Here is a 17,820-nt window from a genome sequence, read left to right on the forward strand (position 1 = left end):
TCACGATGCTACAAGATTGAAAGCTGTGGCCTGAGCGCCGCAAGGAAGACAATGAAAGTTCTATTTCTGGTGCAGAAAGAACAACGGGCGATCCTAGACCGTTTGTATGACGGCGTTGCTGCGCACAGCGACTGCGACCTGCGCTGGCTGAGCAGTGACGAGCAGCGCAACCTGCGCCGCTACTTCCGCCGCGAAGTCGACGTCGACAAGTACGACCGGATCGTGTTTTTCCTGCGCTTCAAGCAAGAGATTCGCCAGGTCGGTTTCATTCGTAAGGTGCCCAATCTGGTCATCCTCGAACATGATGCCTACCAGAACTACATCCCCTGCAAGTACACCGGCAAGTTCAGCGCCCATTACCGCCAACTGCCTTGGGCGCGGGTCATCAGTTCCGGTTACATGGTCAGTGAGCGCCTGCGTCAGGAGGGTTTCGATGCCGAGTTCGTACCCAAGGGCTACGACCAGCAGCTGTTGGCCGACCAGGGTCGTGAACGGGATATCGAGCTGGCTTTTGTCGGCAGCACCAACAGCGTTGCCTACAGTGGCCGCAAGGCGTTGCTCGATGAGTTGGCGCAGGTGGAAAACCTGCTGGTAACCCGTACCAAGTCCGGTGAAGAGTATTGCGACACGCTCAACCGCATCCGTTTTTTTGTTAGCGCGGATGTCGGCATGGGCGAATACATGATCAAGAATTTCGAGGCGATGGCCTGTGGCTGCGTTTTGCTGGCCTTTGACCAGGGTGAGGCGGAAAATCGCGCCCTGGGTTTGAAAGACATGCATAACGTGGTGCTCTATGACAGCATTGCCCAGTTGCAAGAGAAGCTGAAAGTATTGCGTGCCGACCCCGGGCTGGTCGAGCGTATCGGCAACAACGGCCGTGATCTGGCCGTCTCGCAATTCAGCTTCGCCCAGGTAGGTCGTAGCATCGTGGAAAAAATGCAGCCACCTCTTCGTCCCCGTCCAGCCCTGACCGGCTGGCAACGCTTGCGTTTGAGACTGGGCATATGAGCCGGCTGTCCTGAAACCAGGCAAGTAGTCTCGAACATTTGAATACAGTTTATGGGGAGGGAGTCCGGTGCGATTCTGCCAAGATAGCGACGTAACACTGGTTGTCACCAGTTGCGGACGCTTCGATTTGCTAAAACTTACGCTGGAAAGCTTTGACCGCTTCAATACCGCGCCTATTCGTGAAGTGTTCATCACCGAAGATTCGGGAGATGACGCTGTTCACCAGGCTGTGCCCGAGCATTGGAAGCCGCACTGCAAGGTCTTCGTCAATCGTCCGAAACTGGGTCAGCTGGCCTCGATCGATCTCGCTTACAGCCATGTAAAAACCTCTTACATCTTCCATTGTGAAGATGATTGGGAGTTCTACCGTCCTGGCTTCGTCGAAGACTCGCAAGCGATCCTGGCGGTCAGCCCTGAGCTGCTTCAGGTCTGGTTGCGCAGTTATGTCTATGACCTGAAGTTGCATAGCCCCTACATCCACCTTGGTGAGCGCCAGGTGATTGCCGGTGTGCCCTGCTACCCGTTGTTGTCGGACAAGCCTGAGTGGCAGAGTTTTTCTCTGAACCCGGGGTTGCGCCGTTTGAGCGATTATCAGCGCTGTGCGCCGTTCGCCGCCTATGCTGGTGAAAAGGCACTGTCAAAGCGCTATGCAGAATTGAACCTGACCGGCGTGAGCCTGGAAGGTGATGCCGTGTTGCATACCGGCTTCGGCATGCACGTCAGCCTGCCTGAAGAGCGTCAGCGCAAAGCACGCCGGCGTCAGCGCGAGCGGGTCAAGCTGGCTGCTGCCTTGTTGATCGGTTTGGCAGTGGGAGTGGCTATTGGCTTTCTTGCGAATTGATTCAACTGGCTTGCCAGTGATCCAGTCCGATAAAAGGGGTACATCCCCGTGAATATCGTCAACATTATGTGGGCTGGCGGTTCGCCGTATGTCTCGGTGCACAAGGTGCATCAACACATTCTGTCCCAGGCCGGGCCTGGGGCGAAAATCAGCAGTTGGCTGCTGCAGGGGCAGGGTGCCTGCTATGGCGGTGAGTCAACGCGCGAGTGGCATTTGTCCCATCGCCTGCTCAAGGGGCGGCATGTCTGGCGCGCATTGCGTCCCTGGTTGCGGGGGCGGTTTCGCGATGCGCTGGAACAAGCCAATGCTCAGGTGCTGTTGCTTGACGGGTTGGGCGTGTCGCGCTTGATACTGCCGCTGCTCAAGGTCATGCCGGACTTGCGGGCCACCGTCGTGTTTCATGGCAAGACCCGCCTGCGCCGGGCCGATATTGCCTTGTTGCGCGCTTTTCCTGCCTCTCGGCTGACGTTTGTCGCCGTCTCACAAACCCTTGCCGATGCATTGGAGCAAGACCTCGGGGTGCCGGTGCAGGTGTTGCGTACCGCCCTTGAACCAGATGGCTTTCGTCGCAACTTGCTAGGCCGGCAACAGGCACGTCAGGCGCTGGGGCTCGCGGAGCACGGCGTACGTGTCCTGGGCGCAGTCGGCCGGTTGGTCGATAGCAAGGGTTTTGACTACTTGCTCGATGCCTTTGCCCAGGCTGCTCGGCAGCAAGCTGATCTGCGCCTGGTGATCCTCGGTGAGGGCGGCTTGCGCTCACAGTTGCAGGCGCGGATCCAGGCGCTTGACCTGGCTCAGAAAGTCTCGATGCCAGGGCACTGTGTCGGGCTGGAAAAGCTCTACAGGGCATTTGACTGGCTGTTGATTCCTTCGCACTCCGAAGGGTTGGGCCTGGTGCTGCAAGAGGCGGTAATGGCCGATGTGCCTGTCCTGTGCAGCGAGTTGCCGGTGTTTCGCGAGCAGTTGGGAAGCGCAGGCTACTATGCGCCGGCGGGTGATGTCGGCGCCTGGAGCAACGCGATTGCCGCGTGCTCGGATCTTCAGGCAAGCACTGTTGCCAACGCTCAATACCAGGCCCTGCAGCCCGAGCAGGCCTGGCAACGCTTCAGTCAGGCTTCCAGGGCGTTACTGGGCAGGGCCTGAGTTCTTTACGGCAGCAGTGCGCGCTCAAGCTCAGCCAGGGGAAACTGGTCAGCCAACTGTTCCCGGGCAATGTACCGGGCAAAATGTTGCACGTTGCGTCGAATCATTCGGCTGGACAACGGGGCTCGCAGGAAACGCATGTCGGCGACATCGATCAAGCCAAGTTGCTGCTCAGGGGTAACAACAATGTTGCCAAGGTGCAGTGAGCGGAAGTAAATACCCGCCTGATGCAGGTGGCGCACCAGTCCGATCAGATCCGGAAGGCGTTCCTGCCAGCTGAAACCGGGCTCGCGAGACAGCTGGCTCAAGGTTTTGCCGGGCAGTGGACGGTACAGTACCGCCGTCATTCCAGGTGCGTCCAGCTTGTAGTACTCCAGCACTTCAAGCGTAGGAATTCCCTTTTTCTTTAGCATCACCGCGTTATCGATAAAGCGTCGGGAGTAAGGTCGCAGCAGCGCAGATGAAATTAACCGCTTGCGCCTGAAGAGCTTGAGGATATTGCCGTCTGTTAACAGGTAGACTTTAGCGCCGTAGCTGTCGGCCTCCAGTATCTGGGCACCAAGCGTCAGCTGATTGAAGTCGACTTGGGGGAGCCGGGAACATTGCATGGTAGGGGCCTTGTTAGCGGGCAAGCAAAATGACCGGCAATAATGCCGAAAAGTTCAGGGTTGCACCATGCCGGTGTTGTTGAATCAATGGGGAAGTGCATGATGTATTCGAGGCGCTGGGCGCAGGCCTGGCTGGCAATTGGCTTTTTCTGGTTTTTGGTGGGCATTGCCCTGGCGCCAAGCAACAAGCTTTACCAGCAAGGGCTGGTTGCGTTTCTGTGGCTGCCTACGCTGGTCATGCTGTGGTCTGCCCGCGCATTGCTGGTCGAGCTTTGGCATGCACAAAAGGCACTGTGCCTGGCGTTGCTGCTGATGCTCGGCTGGACCGCTTTGAGCTTGTCGTGGGCCGCCACAGAGGAGCCCGGGCGTGAACTCAAGCGCCTGCTGTACATAGCGGTATTCCTGCTGTTCTTCCCCCTGTTGGCCCAGCTCGGGGAGCAGCGCATTCGCCTGCTGATGCTTCTGGGTGGGGCGGGGCTGGCTATCGGTGCCGTATTGTCGATCGTGCAGTTTTATCTGGTCCGCGGCGAGGAGTGGGCATCCAGGCTGTATGGCATCGGTGAAATTTCCCACCCAATCCTTGGTTCTTACGTCATCGGCGCAGCGATTGTCTGGATGATCCATTGGCCAGTTAAACAACGCCTGATGCAGTTGCTCTGGGGTGTTGCCCTGCTCTGCCTGGGGGCATTCGTGTTGTTGTGCCAGAGTCGTGGTGCGGCCTTGGGCTTGCTGATCACGATGCTGGCCATGCCGCTCTGGTGCCGTGACCGCAGAAGCCGGGTGATTGCTGCAACAGCGCTGGTAGGCGCTGCCATTGGTTTTGCGCTGTTGTACTCGCTGGTCATGTACCGGGGGGCGTCCTACCGGCCGGAGATCTTCGAGGTAAGCCTGCAGATGATCGGTGAACATCCCTGGACCGGCCTGGGCCTGGGGTCGTTCTACTCCATCAGCGCCGCCGGTATGCAGTTCGACCACACCCACAACATGTTCACCCACATTGCCATCGAACTGGGTATCCCCGGCATGCTGTTGTGGCTGGCGGTGTGGCTGTGCACTTTGCGCGAAATTTGGAAAACCCGCGATACAGCCTTTGGCAAAGGTCTGATGGGCCTGTGGTTGTTCTCGACCCTGGCCATGCAGTTCGACGCCGCAAGCCTGACCGGCACCCCGCGTGCAGAGTGGTTCATCAGCTGGCTGCCGGTCGGCCTGGCCACTGTCCTGGTCTGGGTACGTGCCCGGGCGCCAGGCTGTGATAAAATTTCCGGTTCTATCTGAACAGCGAGCTCGACGATGGCCGAAACACCGCGAGAGGCGGAGCAGAGCTCCAGCCTGAAAATCTACTTCCGGCTGCTGAGCTACGTGAAGCCGTATATCGGCATTTTTCTGCTGAGTATCATCGGCTTCGTGATCTTTGCCTCGACCCAGCCGATGCTGGCCGGCATCCTCAAGTACTTCGTCGATGGCTTGAGCAACCCGCAGGCGGTGTTGTTCCCCAACGTGCCGTATCTCAAGGACCTGCAACTGCTGCAGGCCGTGCCGCTGCTGATCGTGCTGATCGCCGCCTGGCAGGGTCTGGGCTCGTTCCTGGGCAACTACTTCCTGGCCAAGGTTTCCCTGGGTCTGGTTCACGACCTGCGGGTCGAGTTGTTCAACAAGCTGCTGGTGCTGCCCAACCGCTACTTTGACAGCCACAATTCCGGCCACCTGATTTCGCGCATCACCTTCAATGTGACCATGGTCACCGGTGCTGCGACCGATGCCATCAAGGTGGTGATCCGCGAAGGCCTGACCGTGGTCTTCCTGTTCATCTACCTGCTGTGGATGAACTGGAAGCTGACCCTGGTGATGCTGGCGATCCTGCCGATCATCGCCGTGATGGTGGGTACCGCGAGCAAGAAATTCCGTAAGCAGAGCAAGAAGATCCAGGTGGCCATGGGCGATGTCACCCATGTTGCCTCGGAAACCATCCAGGGCTACCGCGTGGTGCGCAGCTTCGGTGGCGAGAGCTACGAGCAGCAGCGCTTTGCCAACGCCAGCCAGAGCAACACCGACAAGCAGCTGCGCATGACCAAGACCGGCGCGGTGTACACGCCGATGCTGCAACTGGTGATCTACACCGCCATGGCGGCATTGATGTTCCTGGTGCTGTTCCTGCGCGGCGAGGCTACTGCCGGTGACCTGGTGGCCTACATTACCGCAGCGGGTCTGCTACCCAAGCCGATTCGGCAGTTGTCGGAGGTTAGCTCGACCATCCAGAAAGGCCTGGCCGGTGCTGAAAGCATCTTCGAGCAACTGGACGAGGCGCCGGAAGTCGACAGCGGCACCGTCGAGCTGGACCGTGTGGTCGGGCGGCTTGAAGTGCGCAACCTGAACTTTACCTATCCGGGTACTGACCGCCAGGTGCTGACCGATATTTCCTTTACCGCAGAGCCCGGGCAGATGATCGCCCTGGTGGGGCGTTCAGGTAGCGGCAAGTCGACCCTGGCGGCACTGATACCACGCTTCTATCACCACGATGACGGACAGATCCTCCTCGACGGCGTGGAGATCGAGAACTACCGCCTGCGCAACCTGCGCAAGCACGTCGCCCAGGTGACCCAGCACGTGACCCTGTTCAACGACACCGTGGCCAACAACATCGCTTATGGCGACTTGGCCGGGGCGCCGCGGGCCGAGATCGAAGCCGCTGCCGCCGATGCCTATGCCAAGGAGTTCGTCGAGCAGTTGCCGCAAGGCTTCGACACCCAGGTCGGTGAAAACGGCGTGCTGCTCTCCGGTGGCCAGCGCCAGCGCCTGGCGATTGCCCGGGCGTTGCTCAAGAATGCGCCATTGCTGATTCTCGACGAGGCCACGTCGGCCCTGGATACCGAGTCCGAGCGACACATCCAGGCAGCCCTGGATCATGTGATGAAAGGCCGCACCACCCTGGTGATCGCCCACCGCCTGTCGACCATCGAGAAGGCCGACATGATCCTGGTCATGGACCAGGGCAAGCTGGTCGAGCGTGGCACCCATACCGAGCTGCTGGCAGCCAACGGCTTTTACGCCAGGCTGCACGCCATGGGCCTGGACGAGCCGGCCAAGGTCGACATCACCTGAGTCAACCGCGCCGGGGCCTTGTGCCCCGGCAGCGTTTCCCTGGAATGCCTAGCAACAAGGCGGTAAACAAGCCGTCGCTTTGCCTGTGCTAATATCCTGCCCCTGTTAATTATTTTGTATATGGGTTGCCCATGAAGTTGTCCATGCCGCGTTTCGATCAAGCCCCGGTACTGGTGGTGGGCGATGTCATGCTCGACCGCTACTGGCATGGCGGTACCTCACGGATTTCACCTGAAGCGCCGGTGCCGGTGGTCAAGGTCGAACAGATCGAGGACCGTCCGGGCGGTGCCGCCAACGTCGCCTTGAACATCGCTGCCCTTGGCGCGCCGGCGGCGCTGGTCGGGGTGACCGGCCAGGACGAGGCTGCCGACAGCCTGGCCAACAGCCTGCAGGCTGCCGGTGTGCGCTCGATCTTCCAGCGTATCGCCCATCAGCCGACCATCGTCAAGCTGCGGGTCATGAGCCGCCACCAGCAGTTGCTGCGTATCGATTTCGAAGAACCCTTCGCCACCGACCCGCTGTCCCTGGGCGCCGAGGTCGATACCTTGCTCGACGGCGTCAAGGTGCTGGTGCTGTCGGACTACGGCAAGGGCGCGTTGAAAAACCACCAGAGCCTGATCCAGGCCGCCCGCGCCAAAGGCATTCCGGTGCTGGCCGACCCCAAGGGCAAGGATTTCTCGATCTACCGAGGCGCCAGCCTGATCACCCCGAACCTCAGCGAGTTCGAAACCATCGTTGGCCGTTGTGCCGACGAGGCCGAGCTGGTGGCCAAGGGCGCCCAGTTGATGAGCGAGCTGGAACTGGGTGCCTTGCTGGTGACCCGTGGCGAGCACGGCATGACCCTGCTGCGCCCCGATCACCCGGCCTTGCACTTGCCGGCCCGGGCCCGTGAAGTGTTCGACGTGACCGGTGCCGGTGACACTGTGATCTCGACCCTCGCCGCCGCCATCGCTGCCGGTGAAGAGCTGCCTCATGCGGTCGGCCTGGCAAACCTTGCCGCCGGTATCGTGGTGGGCAAGCTGGGTACTGCAGCTATCAGTGCCCCCGAGCTGCGCCGCGCGATCCAGCGCGAAGAGGGTTCCGAGCGTGGCGTACTGAGCCTCGACCAGTTGCTGCTGGCCATCGACGATGCTCGCGCACACAACGAGAAGATCGTCTTCACCAACGGCTGCTTCGACATTCTCCATGCCGGCCACGTGACCTACCTGGAGCAGGCCCGGGCCCAGGGCGATCGCCTGATCGTCGCGGTCAACGACGACGCCTCGGTCAGCCGCCTTAAAGGCCCGGGCCGGCCGATCAACAGCGTTGACCGGCGCATGGCCGTACTCGCTGGCCTCGGCGCCGTGGACTGGGTGATCAGCTTCCCTGAAGGTACCCCGGAAAACCTGCTGAGCCAGGTCAAGCCGGATGTGCTGGTCAAGGGTGGTGACTATGGCATCGACCAGGTGGTCGGCGCCGACATCGTCAAGGCCTACGGCGGTACCGTGAAGGTGCTGGGGCTGGTGGAAAACAGCTCGACCACCGCCATCGTCGAGAAGATCCGCAAGAACTGAAGCATCGCGGGGCAAGTCGCCCCGCACTCGGTTCTACTTGCGCAGCCCGCCACGCGCCATCTGCAACAACTCCCTCGCCCTGCCGGTCAGCCGCTTCAAGCCGCTGTCCGGTTTTGCGGGTGTCAGGCCTTGCTGCCTGACCCAATCCTTCCAGCGAATCCGCTCATCCCTGACCAGCCAGCCATCCTGTTGGGCAAAGCTTTCTGCCAGGTACAGCCCGCGGGTGCTGGCCGGCACCAGGCGATCCTTGCTCAGGGTGTAGAGCTCGGCGCGTGGCTGGCCGTCTTCCAGCGGCATCAGGTACAGGTCGGGGCGTTTACGGTTGAGGCGCGCGACCAGTTGGTCGCCTTCAAGGCGTTCGTCGACGTGGAACAGGCTCAGTGACTTGGCCTCGCGTGGTACTTGCAGGCACAGGTCGTAGATCAGCTGCAGCGAGGCAGTTGGCAAGTGCACATATGCCCGTGGCCGTTCCAGCAACTGCAGGTTGGCGCAGCGTACCGGCCGTGCGGCGCCGGACTGCGGCGTCAGCACAAAGGGCAGGGCTTCGCGGTAGTGCAGGGCGTCGGCGTAGGGCGCCGGCAGCCAGGTATCGTTGAAGCGCCCGCCCAGCCAGCCTTCCGGGGTTTCCAGCAGGCATTCCTCGGCCACCTCCTGAATTGCCGTATGCAGCGGCAGGTTCAGCTCCTGGGCCGGCACATAGCCTGAAATCAGTTTCAGCACGACATCGCCACGGTCCTGGCGGCGCTGGCGTACCAGCACCCAGTAATCGCGGTTCTGCCAGCGCAGGGTCAGGCGCACCGAGACGCCGAGGTTGGCCAGTTCGACAGCAAAGTGCTGGCTGTCGGCAACCTGGATCGGCTTGCGCCGTTGCAGGGTCTGGGCGAAGTTCAGCGGCATGCCGATGCTCTGGTACACCAGCCCTTCGGGGCTGGCCTCGACGTGCAAGGGCAGGGTCTTGAAGTTGCTCGGGTTCTTGCGGATCAGCGTTCGCGGCATGTCGGCTCCGTCTTGCGTTGGGGTCGGCCGCGGCGGCGGCGTGAGTGTCAGCGGCGCAGCACCTTGGCAACGGTTGCCACGTTATGGGCCAGGTGCAGCGGATTGATGGTGCCGACAATAGCACTGCTGACCCCGGGGTGGGCGAACAGCAGTTCGAAGCTGGCACGCACCGGGTCGACACCGGGGCTAAGGCACACATGGCCGCTGGCCAGGGCCTTTTTCACCAGGATCGCCTTGCCGTGGTTGGCGGCGTAATCAATCACCGGCCGTTCGGCCTGCTCGTTCAGATTGTAGGTGACCATGGCGCAATCGCCGCGCTCGAGCGCCTTGAGACCGCCCGCTGCGGTTTTGCCAGACAGCCCGAAACCACGGATCTTGCCCTCCTGCTTGAGGGCTTCGAGGGTTTGGTAAACCTCCTCGTGCTCAAGGATGTGCAAGTCGTTGCCGTCGGAATGCACCAGTACCAGGTCGATGCAGTCGGTTTCCAGGCGCTTGAGGCTACGCTCGATGGAAAAGCGCGTGTGCGCTGCGCTGAAGTCGAATCGCGACTGGCCGTCCTCGAACTCCTCGCCGACCTTGCTGACGATCACCCACTGGTCGCGCTGGCCGCGTAACAGCGGGCCGAGGCGTTCTTCGCTGCGGCCATAAGCGGGTGCGGTATCGATCAGGTTGATGCCCAACTCGCGAGCCTGGGCCAGCAGCATCCGTGCTTCGTGGTCGTCGGGAATAGTGAAGCCGCTGGGATATTTGACGCCCTGGTCGCGGCCAAGCTTGACCGTGCCCAGGCCCAGTGGCGAAACCGTCAGACCGGTACTGCCGAGGGGCCGATGCAAATCGTGCAGGCTCGGCAGGCTCATGGCAGCAGTTGCTCCCACACCGGCAGGGCCATGGGCGGTCGCGGCAATTCGGGCAGGGCCGGCTGGCCGCCTGGCTTGATGCCGTCGCGCTCAAGGTTGGCCAGCACCCGGTCACTGAAGTCCGGCGCCAGGGCCAGCTTGGTCGGCCAGCCCACCAGCAGGCGTTGCTGCTCGGCGAGGAAGGCGTTGTCGGGGCGCACCAGGCCCGATTGCGCAGGCTCGGCGCGGTCGATGCGCACGGTGGCCCAGCGCACCTGGCTGAGGTCGATCCAGGGCAGCAGGTTGCTGACTTCTTTTTTCGCCGCGGCAATCTGCGCTTCAGGCTCGCGGGCTACGCCGTCGGCTTCGGCCAGGTCGCCGCCCAGGTACCAGACCCACTGGCCATCGGCGCCCGGGTGGCTGGTGACGGTGATGCGCGGCTTCGGCCCGCCGCCCAGGCAATGGGCGTACAGCGGCTTGAGGCTGGCGCCCTTGGCCATGACCATGTGCAGCGGCCGGCGCTGCATGGCTGGCTGGCTCAGGCCCAAGGCTTCGAGCAAGGCGGCGTTGCCGGCACCGGCGCTGAGCACCACGCGCTGGGCGCGAATTTCGCGGCCATCGACGCGCAGGCCGGCCAGTTCGCCATTCTCTTCAAACGGTTCGATGCTTTGCCCGGCAAGCAGGCTGTCACCGGCCAGTTCCGCGAGCTTGTTGAGCAGGCTTGGCACATCGACGACCAATTCGGCCAGGCGATAGACCTTGCCCTTGAAGGCACGGTCCTGCAGGGCGGGTGGCAACTGCTCGCCCTTGACCTGATCGACCCGGCCGCGCACGGCCTTGCTGGCAAAGAAGCTGGTGAGGTTGCCGGCCAGGGTGCCAGGTGACCACAGGTAGTGGGCTTCGGACAGCAGGCGCACGCCGGACAGGTCCAGCTCGCCATTGCCGGCCAGGGCCTCGCGCCAGCGCCGGGGCATGTCGGCGATGGCTTCCGAGGCGCCGGTCAGGGCACCGTGCAGCGCGTACTTGGCGCCACCGTGGATGATCCCCTGGGATTTGAGGGTCTGCTCGCCACCGAGGCTGGCGCGTTCCACCAGAACTGTCGAATAGCCGAGCCGGCGCAGGCGGGCATTGAGCCAGAGGCCTGCGACCCCGGCGCCGACGATCAGCACATCGGTGGAAATTACGGTTGGCATGCATGAACCTCACAAGCGTGGACAGACGCCCAGTATACAGCCTGTGAGCCATTGCACCTGTTGCCGATCAATGCCCGGCGGTTTTCGAGAAGACCTGGATCACCACCACGCCGCCGACGATCATGGCCATGCCGAGCATTGCCGGCAGGTCCAGCTTCTGGCCGTAGATCACCAGCGCGGCGATGCTGATCAGGACGATGCCCAGGCCCGACCAGATGGCATAGGCAATGCCCACCGGAATGCTGCGCACCACCAGGGTCAGCATCCAGAACGCCACGGCATAGCCACAGACCATCAGCAGCAGCGGCAGGGGCGTGCTCAGGCCCTTGACGGCTTTCATTGAGGCGGTGGCGATGACTTCGGCGCAGATGGCGATAGCCAGGTAGGTGTAGGCATTCATGACGGTGATCCTCTGTTCTGGCTGGGCATTCTAGAGCAAGCCTGAATGGGGTAAAGTCATTACCTATCTTTTCTGGAGATAGGTTGATGGCCGAGCAGTGGAATCTGGAGCAGTTGCGCATGTTCGTGCGGGTCGCCGAACTGCGCTCGTTCTCGGCAGTAGCCCGTGAACAGCGCAAGGCGCAATCGGCGGTGAGCAACGGCATCGCTTTGCTTGAGGCTGACCTGGGGGTGACCCTGTTCGAGCGTAGCAGCGGCCGCCAGCCGCGCCTGAGCGAAGCCGGCGCAACCTTGCTGGAAGATGCCCGCGAGCTGCTGCGCCAGTGCGAGCGCCTGGATGGCCGGGCCCTGGCCCTGATGCGCGGGCAAGAGGCGCAATTGCGGGTGGCCCAGGATGAGGCCATGCCCTATCAACCGGTGATCGACAGCCTCGATGAACTGGCCCGGCAGTTCCCCTTGCTCGAAGTGCAGATGGCCAGCGGCGCCCAGGGCGACGTGGCGCGCAAGCTGATCGAGCGGCGCGCCGATCTTGGCCTGCTGTTCCACCATGACCAGATGCCGGTGTCTCTTGAGCGCCGGGCGGTGGGGCGGATAGAGATGGTTACTGCCTGCGCCGTGGATCATCCCTTGACCCGTCTTGAGCGCGTCAGCCGTCAGGACCTGGCCCGCCACCGCCAGTTGCTGATCACCCCGCAGGAAAGCGGCTACCCCGGTGGCGAGCCGATCAGCCCGCAGATCTGGCGCGCCGACAGCTTCTACGCCATGGCCGAATTGCTGATGCGTGGCCTGGGCTGGGCCTGGTTGCCGCGGCATGTGGTGCAGTACCCGACCTATCAGGCGCAGATGGTCGAGCTTGCCAGCGAATGGACGCCGCCGGCACTGGTGGTCGAGCTGGTGTGGCGCCGTGACGAGCCATTGGGCCCTGCCGCGCAGTGGTTGGCCGAACGCTTCGCAGTGCACTTGCGCGCCATTGGCTAGTACACTTCGGCGCCATGAACAGAACCCTCTATACCTTGCTGTTTCACCTGGGCCTGCCGCTGGTTGCGCTGCGCCTGTTCCTGCGTTCGCGCAAGGCGCCGGCCTATGGGCAGCGCATCGCTGAGCGTTTTGCCTTCAAGCTGCCGGCCATGGCCAGGGGCGGCATCTGGGTGCACGCGGTGTCGGTGGGCGAGAGCATCGCCGCTGCGCCGATGATTCGCGCCTTGCTGCAGGCTTATCCACAGCTGCCGATCACCATCACCTGCATGACCCCGACCGGTTCCGAGCGGGTGCGGGCGATGTTCGCCGACGAGCCGCGCATCCAGCACTGCTACCTGCCCTATGACTTGCCCTGGGCCGCCGGGCGCTTTCTCGATCACGTGCAGCCCAGGCTTGCGGTGATCATGGAGACCGAGCTGTGGCCTAACCACATTCACCAGTGCGCCAAGCGTGGCATTCCGGTGGTCCTGGCCAATGCGCGGTTGTCCGAGCGTTCGGCCCGGGGCTATGCGCGCTTTGCTGGCCTGACCCGGCCGATGCTGGCCGAGATGAGCCTGATCGCGGTACAGACCGAAACCGAAGCCCAGCGCTTTCGCCAACTGGGGGCGCGTCCGGAATGCGTGCAGGTAACCGGCTCGATCAAGTTCGACCTGAGCATTGACGAGCAACTGTTGCCGCGCGCCCGTGCCCTGCGTGAGCAGTGGCAGGCCGGCCAGCGGCCGGTATGGATCGCGGCCAGTACCCATGAAGGCGAGGACCAAATCATTCTCGCCGCCCACCGGCAGTTGCGCGAACACCATGCCGACGCCTTGCTGATCCTTGTGCCGCGTCACCCGGAGCGCTTCAACAGCGTGTTCGAGCTGTGCCGCGGGCAGTTGCCGACCGTGCGCCGCTCCAGTGGTGAAGCGGTCGCGGCCGATACCGCAGTGCTGCTCGGCGACACCATGGGCGAGCTGCTGTTTCTCTATGCCCTGGCCGATATCGCCTTCGTAGGCGGCAGCCTGGTGGCCAATGGCGGGCACAACCTGCTGGAGCCGGCGGCGCTGTCGCTGCCGGTGCTCAGTGGTCCGCACCTGTTCAACTTCCTGGAAATTGCGGCCATGCTGCGCGAGGCCGGCGCCTTGCAGGAAGTCGATGATGCCCAGGGGCTGTCGGCCGAAGTTCGCCGCCTGATTGAGTTGCCGCGGGATGCGCAGCGCATGGGCGCGGCGGGGTTGGCGGTGATGAAGGCCAACCAGGGGGCCTTGCAGCGTTTGCTTGAAGGGTTGGGGCGCTTGCTCTGACATCATCGCGGGTCAAGTCGAGGCGTCGCACCGCCGCTCCTACAGTAGGAGCGGGCTTGACCCGCGATGCTTTTCAGGGCCGGGCTTCGAAGTTGGCCTTGGCCGCTGCTGCCAGGTCTGGCGGCAGGAAGTCCTTGTCCGGGTTGTAGTCCGGTTTCAGGTAGCGGCTCAAATCGCTCAGGTCCTGCGGGCTCAAGGTGCCAGCGGCTTGCTTCAGGCGCAGGTTGTCGAGGATGTAGTCGTAGCGGGTGTTGTTGTAGTCACGCACCGAGGTGTACAGCTGGCGCTGGGCATCGAGCACGTCGACGATGTTGCGGGTACCGACCTGGTAGCCGATTTCGGTGGCTTCCAGGGCGCTCTGGTTGGAGATGATCGACTGCTTGCGCGCTTGCACCTGCTCGACGTCGGTGTTCACCGCGCGGTGCAGGTTGCGGGTGTTTTCCACCACCTGGCGGCGCAGGCTCTCGCGCTGCTGCTCGCTCTGGCTCAGGCGCTGGTAAGCCTCGCGTACCTGCGAGCTGGTCAGGCCGCCGCTGTAGATCGGAATGTTCAACTGCAGGCCGATGCTGGTCTGCTCGACATCGCCGCTGTAGTTCTGCCCGGTGAGGTTGGGGTTGGAAAAGCCCAGGCTGTCGTTGTCGCCCTTCTGGTAGCGCGCTACCGCATCGACGGTCGGCGCGTGCCCGGCCTTGCGCTGGCGCAGGGTCTCTTCGGCGGCGCTCACCGCGTAGTTGGTGGCCAGCAGGTTGAGGTTCTGCTTGCCGGCAGTCTCGACCCAGGCTTTGGCGTCGTTCGGCACCGGCAGTTGCACCGGCAAGGTGTGGACGATGCCCTGCACCGAGTTGTAGTCGCGGTTGGTCAGGGTGATCAGCGCCTCGAAGGCGTCGTCGACCTGGCGCTGGGCAACGATGCGGTTGGCCCGGGCGGTGTCGTAGCTGGCCTGGGACTGCAGCACGTCGGTCTTGTCCGACAGGCCAACGTCAAAACGTTCGTTGGACTGGTCGAGCTGGCGCTTGAACGCCGCTTCTTCGGCCTTGGTCGAGGCCAGGGTGTCCTGGGCGCGCAGCACGGCGAAATAGTTTTCGGCGCTTTGCAGGATCAGGTTCTGCTCGGTGGCCGACAGCTCCAGTGCCGCCTGTTCGTTGACCGCTTCGGCCGCCTGCAACTGGAACCAGCGATCAGCGCGAAAGACCGGCTGGGCCAGGGTCGCGGACCAGGAGTTGCCGCTGCGGTTGGCGGTAATCGAAGGGCTGTCGATCTTGGTGCGGTTGTTCATCATTTCGGCGCCGGCCGAAAGGTTCGGCAGCAGGCCGGCGCGGGCCTGGGGCACCACTTCCTTCTGGGCGCCGTAGTTGGCGCGGGCGGCCGCCAGGTCGGCGTTATTGTTCACGGCTTCCTGATAGACACTGACCAGGTCGGTCTTCGCCGACAGGGGCACGTCCGCTGCCCAGGCCATTCCGTTGGTAGCACAAGACACGGCAAGGGCCAGTGAAAGTTTGCGCAGCATAGGGCAATCCTTGAACGGTGAGAATTTCTGAACTGGTGAGTGTAGTTGCGCAGCCATTTTGCAACAATCCGCTATTTGCGCCATTTATCGTGTCCATGTCCAGGTGCTTGGCTTTGTATGCCACTCCAGCTTAGACTGGCCGCGTTCTTGTCGGGGTGCCTTGTGTTGAGGCTGAGATCGGATAATCCGGATCCCGTTGAACCTGATCAGGTTAGCGCCTGCGTAGGGAACAAGATTTCTCGCTTTCCCGGCGAGTCTCTTGTGCCAGGTCCGGGAATGTCGAGTCAGCCACCACAGCTGCAGGCATCACCGCGCATTTGGCACAGCACCACCCATGGTGCGTCCGTGCCTTTCAGGTTCTCCCCGACATTCCACTGCTAGGAAGTCGTCTGGAGAGCCTGTGATGAGTAAACAAGAAAAATATACCAATCTGAGTGAATCGGCCCGGGTCGATCAACAATCCGTACAGCCATTCACCCGCTCGCGCAAAATCTATGTCGAAGGCTCGCGCCCGGACATCCGTGTGCCCATGCGTGAAATCAGCCTCGACGACACCCCGACCGACTTCGGCGGCGAAGCCAACGCCCCGGTACTGGTCTACGACACTTCCGGCCCCTACACCGACCCTAGCGTTATCATCGACGTGCGCAAGGGCCTGGGCGACGTACGCTCGGCCTGGATCGACGCCCGTGGCGATACCGAGCGCCTGGCCGGCCTGTCGTCGGACTTCGGTCAGCAGCGCCTGGCCGATGCCGAGCTGACCAAGCTGCGTTTTGCCCACGTGCGCAATCCGCGCCGGGCCAAGGCCGGCGCCAACGTCAGCCAGATGCACTACGCCCGCCAGGGCATCATCACCGCCGAGATGGAATACGTCGCCATCCGCGAAAACATGAAGCTGCAAGAAGCCCGTGCCGCCGGCCTGCTTGACCAACAGCATGCCGGGCACAGCTTCGGCGCGAGCATCCCGAAAGAAATCACCGCCGAATTCGTCCGCGAAGAAATCGCCCGCGGCCGCGCGATCATCCCGGCCAACATCAACCACGTGGAGCTGGAGCCGATGATCATCGGCCGCAACTTCCTGGTGAAGATCAACGGCAACATCGGTAACAGCGCCCTGGGCTCGTCCATCGAAGAAGAAGTGGCCAAGCTGACCTGGGGCATCCGCTGGGGCTCGGACACGGTGATGGACCTGTCCACCGGCAAGCACATCCACGAAACCCGCGAGTGGATCATCCGCAACTCGCCAGTGCCAATCGGTACCGTACCGATCTACCAGGCCCTTGAGAAGGTCAATGGCGTGGCCGAAGACCTGACCTGGGAGCTGTTTCGCGACACCCTGATCGAACAGGCCGAGCAAGGCGTTGACTACTTCACCATCCACGCCGGCGTACTGCTGCGCTATGTGCCGCTGACCGCCAAGCGCGTCACCGGCATCGTCAGCCGCGGTGGCTCGATCATGGCCAAGTGGTGCCTGGCGCACCACAAAGAGAACTTCCTCTACACCCACTTCGACGAAATCTGCGAAATCATGAAGGCCTACGACGTCAGCTTCTCGCTCGGCGATGGCCTGCGTCCGGGCTCGATTGCCGACGCCAACGACGAAGCGCAGTTCGGCGAGCTGGAAACCCTCGGCGAGCTGACCAAGATCGCCTGGAAGCATGACGTCCAGTGCATGATCGAAGGCCCGGGCCACGTGCCGATGCAGTTGATCAAGGAGAACATGGACAAGCAGCTCGAATGCTGCGACGAAGCGCCGTTCTACACCCTTGGCCCGCTGACCACCGACATCGCCCCGGGCTACGATCACATTACCTCGGGCATCGGTGCGGCAATGATCGGCTGGTTCGGTTGCGCCATGCTCTGCTACGTCACGCCCAAGGAACACCTGGGCCTGCCGAACAAGGATGACGTCAAGACCGGCATCATCACCTACAAGATCGCCGCCCATGCCGCCGACCTCGCCAAGGGCCATCCCGGCGCGCAGATCCGCGACAACGCACTGTCCAAGGCGCGCTTCGAATTCCGCTGGGAAGACCAGTTCAACCTCGGCCTGGACCCGGACACCGCACGCAGCTTCCATGACGAAACCCTGCCCAAGGATTCGGCCAAGGTCGCGCACTTCTGCTCGATGTGCGGGCCGAAGTTCTGCTCGATGAAGATCACCCAGGAAGTGCGTGAATACGCTGCCAACCAGCGCATCGAAGCGGTGGACGTGGCGCTCGAGGATGGCATGCGCGAGCAGGCCGAGCGGTTCCGCCAGGAAGGCAGCCAGTTGTACAAAAAAGTCTGACCCGATTAACGGGTAAAACCTGCTCCCCCTGTGGGAGCGGGCTCGACCCGCGATAGGGCCTTAAAGAACAACTACTTCCCTCCTGT

The 17,820-nt window shown here is 62.4% G+C and carries 15 protein-coding genes and 1 riboswitch; of the genes, 9 read left to right on the forward strand and 6 right to left on the reverse strand.

Going from position 1 to position 17,820, the window contains the following annotated elements; genetic code table 11:
- Positions 1-51: 51 nt before the first annotated feature.
- The 3 genes from LOY37_RS02235 to LOY37_RS02245 all read left to right on the forward strand — a co-directional run bounded on the left by LOY37_RS02235 (position 52) and on the right by LOY37_RS02245 (position 2,992).
- Positions 52-1,008, forward strand: coding sequence for a glycosyltransferase (locus tag LOY37_RS02235; RefSeq protein ID WP_258716229.1), 957 nt, complete (start codon positions 52-54; stop codon positions 1,006-1,008).
- 67 nt (positions 1,009-1,075) lie between these two features.
- The gene (locus LOY37_RS02240; RefSeq protein WP_093376811.1) at positions 1,076-1,849 is read left to right on the forward strand and encodes a glycosyltransferase family 2 protein; all 774 of its coding nucleotides are present in this window, start codon (positions 1,076-1,078) and stop codon (positions 1,847-1,849) included.
- Positions 1,850-1,897: 48 nt separating this feature from the next.
- Positions 1,898-2,992 carry a glycosyltransferase gene (locus LOY37_RS02245; protein WP_258609063.1) on the forward strand — a complete coding sequence of 365 codons (1,095 nt, stop codon included), beginning with the start codon at positions 1,898-1,900 and terminating at the stop codon, positions 2,990-2,992.
- Positions 2,993-2,997: 5 nt separating this feature from the next.
- Here LOY37_RS02245 and LOY37_RS02250 read toward each other — a convergent pair whose 3' ends face one another.
- Positions 2,998-3,600, reverse strand: a complete 603-nt coding sequence (locus tag LOY37_RS02250) for a toluene tolerance protein (RefSeq protein WP_045193779.1) — start codon at positions 3,598-3,600, stop codon at positions 2,998-3,000.
- 99 nt (positions 3,601-3,699) lie between these two features.
- Here LOY37_RS02250 and LOY37_RS02255 point away from each other — a divergent pair, with 99 nt between their 5' ends.
- The 3 genes from LOY37_RS02255 (at position 3,700) to hldE (ending at position 8,252) form a co-directional block, all read left to right on the forward strand.
- The gene (locus LOY37_RS02255) at positions 3,700-4,875 is read left to right on the forward strand and encodes an O-antigen ligase (protein WP_258609066.1); all 1,176 of its coding nucleotides are present in this window, start codon (positions 3,700-3,702) and stop codon (positions 4,873-4,875) included.
- 15 nt (positions 4,876-4,890) lie between these two features.
- Positions 4,891-6,699: a lipid A export permease/ATP-binding protein MsbA gene (gene msbA, locus LOY37_RS02260; RefSeq protein WP_045193777.1), complete on the forward strand. Its 1,809-nt coding sequence runs from the start codon at positions 4,891-4,893 to the stop codon at positions 6,697-6,699.
- Between the two features lie 131 nt (positions 6,700-6,830).
- Positions 6,831-8,252: a bifunctional D-glycero-beta-D-manno-heptose-7-phosphate kinase/D-glycero-beta-D-manno-heptose 1-phosphate adenylyltransferase HldE gene (hldE, locus tag LOY37_RS02265; protein ID WP_045193776.1), complete on the forward strand. Its 1,422-nt coding sequence runs from the start codon at positions 6,831-6,833 to the stop codon at positions 8,250-8,252.
- Positions 8,253-8,285: 33 nt separating this feature from the next.
- On the opposite strand, the gene LOY37_RS02270 is transcribed toward hldE, so the two are convergent.
- The 4 genes from LOY37_RS02270 to LOY37_RS02285 form a co-directional block, all read right to left on the reverse strand.
- The gene (locus tag LOY37_RS02270; protein ID WP_045193775.1) at positions 8,286-9,248 is read right to left on the reverse strand and encodes a hypothetical protein; all 963 of its coding nucleotides are present in this window, start codon (positions 9,246-9,248) and stop codon (positions 8,286-8,288) included.
- Between the two features lie 47 nt (positions 9,249-9,295).
- On the reverse strand, positions 9,296-10,105 hold the full coding sequence (locus LOY37_RS02275) for an aldo/keto reductase (protein WP_258716230.1): 810 nt from the start codon (positions 10,103-10,105) through the stop codon (positions 9,296-9,298).
- Positions 10,102-11,277: an FAD-binding oxidoreductase gene (locus LOY37_RS02280; protein WP_093376795.1), complete on the reverse strand. Its 1,176-nt coding sequence runs from the start codon at positions 11,275-11,277 to the stop codon at positions 10,102-10,104. The genes LOY37_RS02275 and LOY37_RS02280 overlap by 4 nt, the downstream gene beginning before the upstream one ends.
- Before the next feature lie 67 nt (positions 11,278-11,344).
- Complete coding sequence (locus LOY37_RS02285) at positions 11,345-11,677, reverse strand: multidrug efflux SMR transporter (RefSeq protein WP_028945643.1); 333 nt, start codon at positions 11,675-11,677, stop codon at positions 11,345-11,347.
- A gap of 86 nt (positions 11,678-11,763) precedes the next feature.
- On the opposite strand from LOY37_RS02285, the gene LOY37_RS02290 reads away from it, so the two are divergent.
- On the forward strand, positions 11,764-12,654 hold the full coding sequence (locus LOY37_RS02290; protein WP_045193769.1) for a LysR family transcriptional regulator: 891 nt from the start codon (positions 11,764-11,766) through the stop codon (positions 12,652-12,654).
- A 14-nt stretch (positions 12,655-12,668) separates the two neighbouring features.
- Positions 12,669-13,937, forward strand: coding sequence for a lipid IV(A) 3-deoxy-D-manno-octulosonic acid transferase (waaA, locus tag LOY37_RS02295; protein WP_258716231.1), 1,269 nt, complete (start codon positions 12,669-12,671; stop codon positions 13,935-13,937).
- Between the two features lie 73 nt (positions 13,938-14,010).
- Here waaA and LOY37_RS02300 read toward each other — a convergent pair whose 3' ends face one another.
- Positions 14,011-15,444, reverse strand: a complete 1,434-nt coding sequence (locus LOY37_RS02300) for a TolC family outer membrane protein (RefSeq protein ID WP_045193767.1) — start codon at positions 15,442-15,444, stop codon at positions 14,011-14,013.
- A gap of 141 nt (positions 15,445-15,585) precedes the next feature.
- Positions 15,586-15,690, forward strand: a riboswitch (TPP riboswitch).
- Positions 15,691-15,847: 157 nt separating this feature from the next.
- Between LOY37_RS02300 and thiC the strand changes: the two genes are divergently transcribed.
- Positions 15,848-17,734 carry a phosphomethylpyrimidine synthase ThiC gene (thiC, locus tag LOY37_RS02305; RefSeq protein ID WP_213602633.1) on the forward strand — a complete coding sequence of 629 codons (1,887 nt, stop codon included), beginning with the start codon at positions 15,848-15,850 and terminating at the stop codon, positions 17,732-17,734.
- The last annotated feature ends 86 nt before the right edge of the window (positions 17,735-17,820 follow it).

Origin of the sequence: Pseudomonas sp. B21-012 (assembly GCF_024749305.1) — a bacterium.
Classification (GTDB): domain Bacteria; phylum Pseudomonadota; class Gammaproteobacteria; order Pseudomonadales; family Pseudomonadaceae; genus Aquipseudomonas.

Excerpts from the sequence above, each read along its gene's own strand:
- LOY37_RS02250 (WP_045193779.1), bottom strand. The coding sequence starts at position 3,600 with ATGCAATGTTCCCGGCTCCCCCAAGTCGACTTCAATCAGCTGACGCTT.
- waaA (WP_258716231.1), top strand. The coding sequence starts at position 12,669 with ATGAACAGAACCCTCTATACCTTGCTGTTTCACCTGGGCCTGCCGCTG.
- LOY37_RS02280 (WP_093376795.1), bottom strand. The coding sequence starts at position 11,277 with ATGCCAACCGTAATTTCCACCGATGTGCTGATCGTCGGCGCCGGGGTC.
- LOY37_RS02235 (WP_258716229.1), top strand. The coding sequence starts at position 52 with ATGAAAGTTCTATTTCTGGTGCAGAAAGAACAACGGGCGATCCTAGAC.
- hldE (WP_045193776.1), top strand. The coding sequence starts at position 6,831 with ATGAAGTTGTCCATGCCGCGTTTCGATCAAGCCCCGGTACTGGTGGTG.
- LOY37_RS02255 (WP_258609066.1), top strand. The coding sequence starts at position 3,700 with ATGATGTATTCGAGGCGCTGGGCGCAGGCCTGGCTGGCAATTGGCTTT.
- msbA (WP_045193777.1), top strand. The coding sequence starts at position 4,891 with ATGGCCGAAACACCGCGAGAGGCGGAGCAGAGCTCCAGCCTGAAAATC.
- LOY37_RS02300 (WP_045193767.1), bottom strand. The coding sequence starts at position 15,444 with ATGCTGCGCAAACTTTCACTGGCCCTTGCCGTGTCTTGTGCTACCAAC.
- LOY37_RS02290 (WP_045193769.1), top strand. The coding sequence starts at position 11,764 with ATGGCCGAGCAGTGGAATCTGGAGCAGTTGCGCATGTTCGTGCGGGTC.
- LOY37_RS02285 (WP_028945643.1), bottom strand. The coding sequence starts at position 11,677 with ATGAATGCCTACACCTACCTGGCTATCGCCATCTGCGCCGAAGTCATC.
- LOY37_RS02275 (WP_258716230.1), bottom strand. The coding sequence starts at position 10,105 with ATGAGCCTGCCGAGCCTGCACGATTTGCATCGGCCCCTCGGCAGTACC.
- thiC (WP_213602633.1), top strand. The coding sequence starts at position 15,848 with ATGAGTAAACAAGAAAAATATACCAATCTGAGTGAATCGGCCCGGGTC.
- LOY37_RS02270 (WP_045193775.1), bottom strand. The coding sequence starts at position 9,248 with ATGCCGCGAACGCTGATCCGCAAGAACCCGAGCAACTTCAAGACCCTG.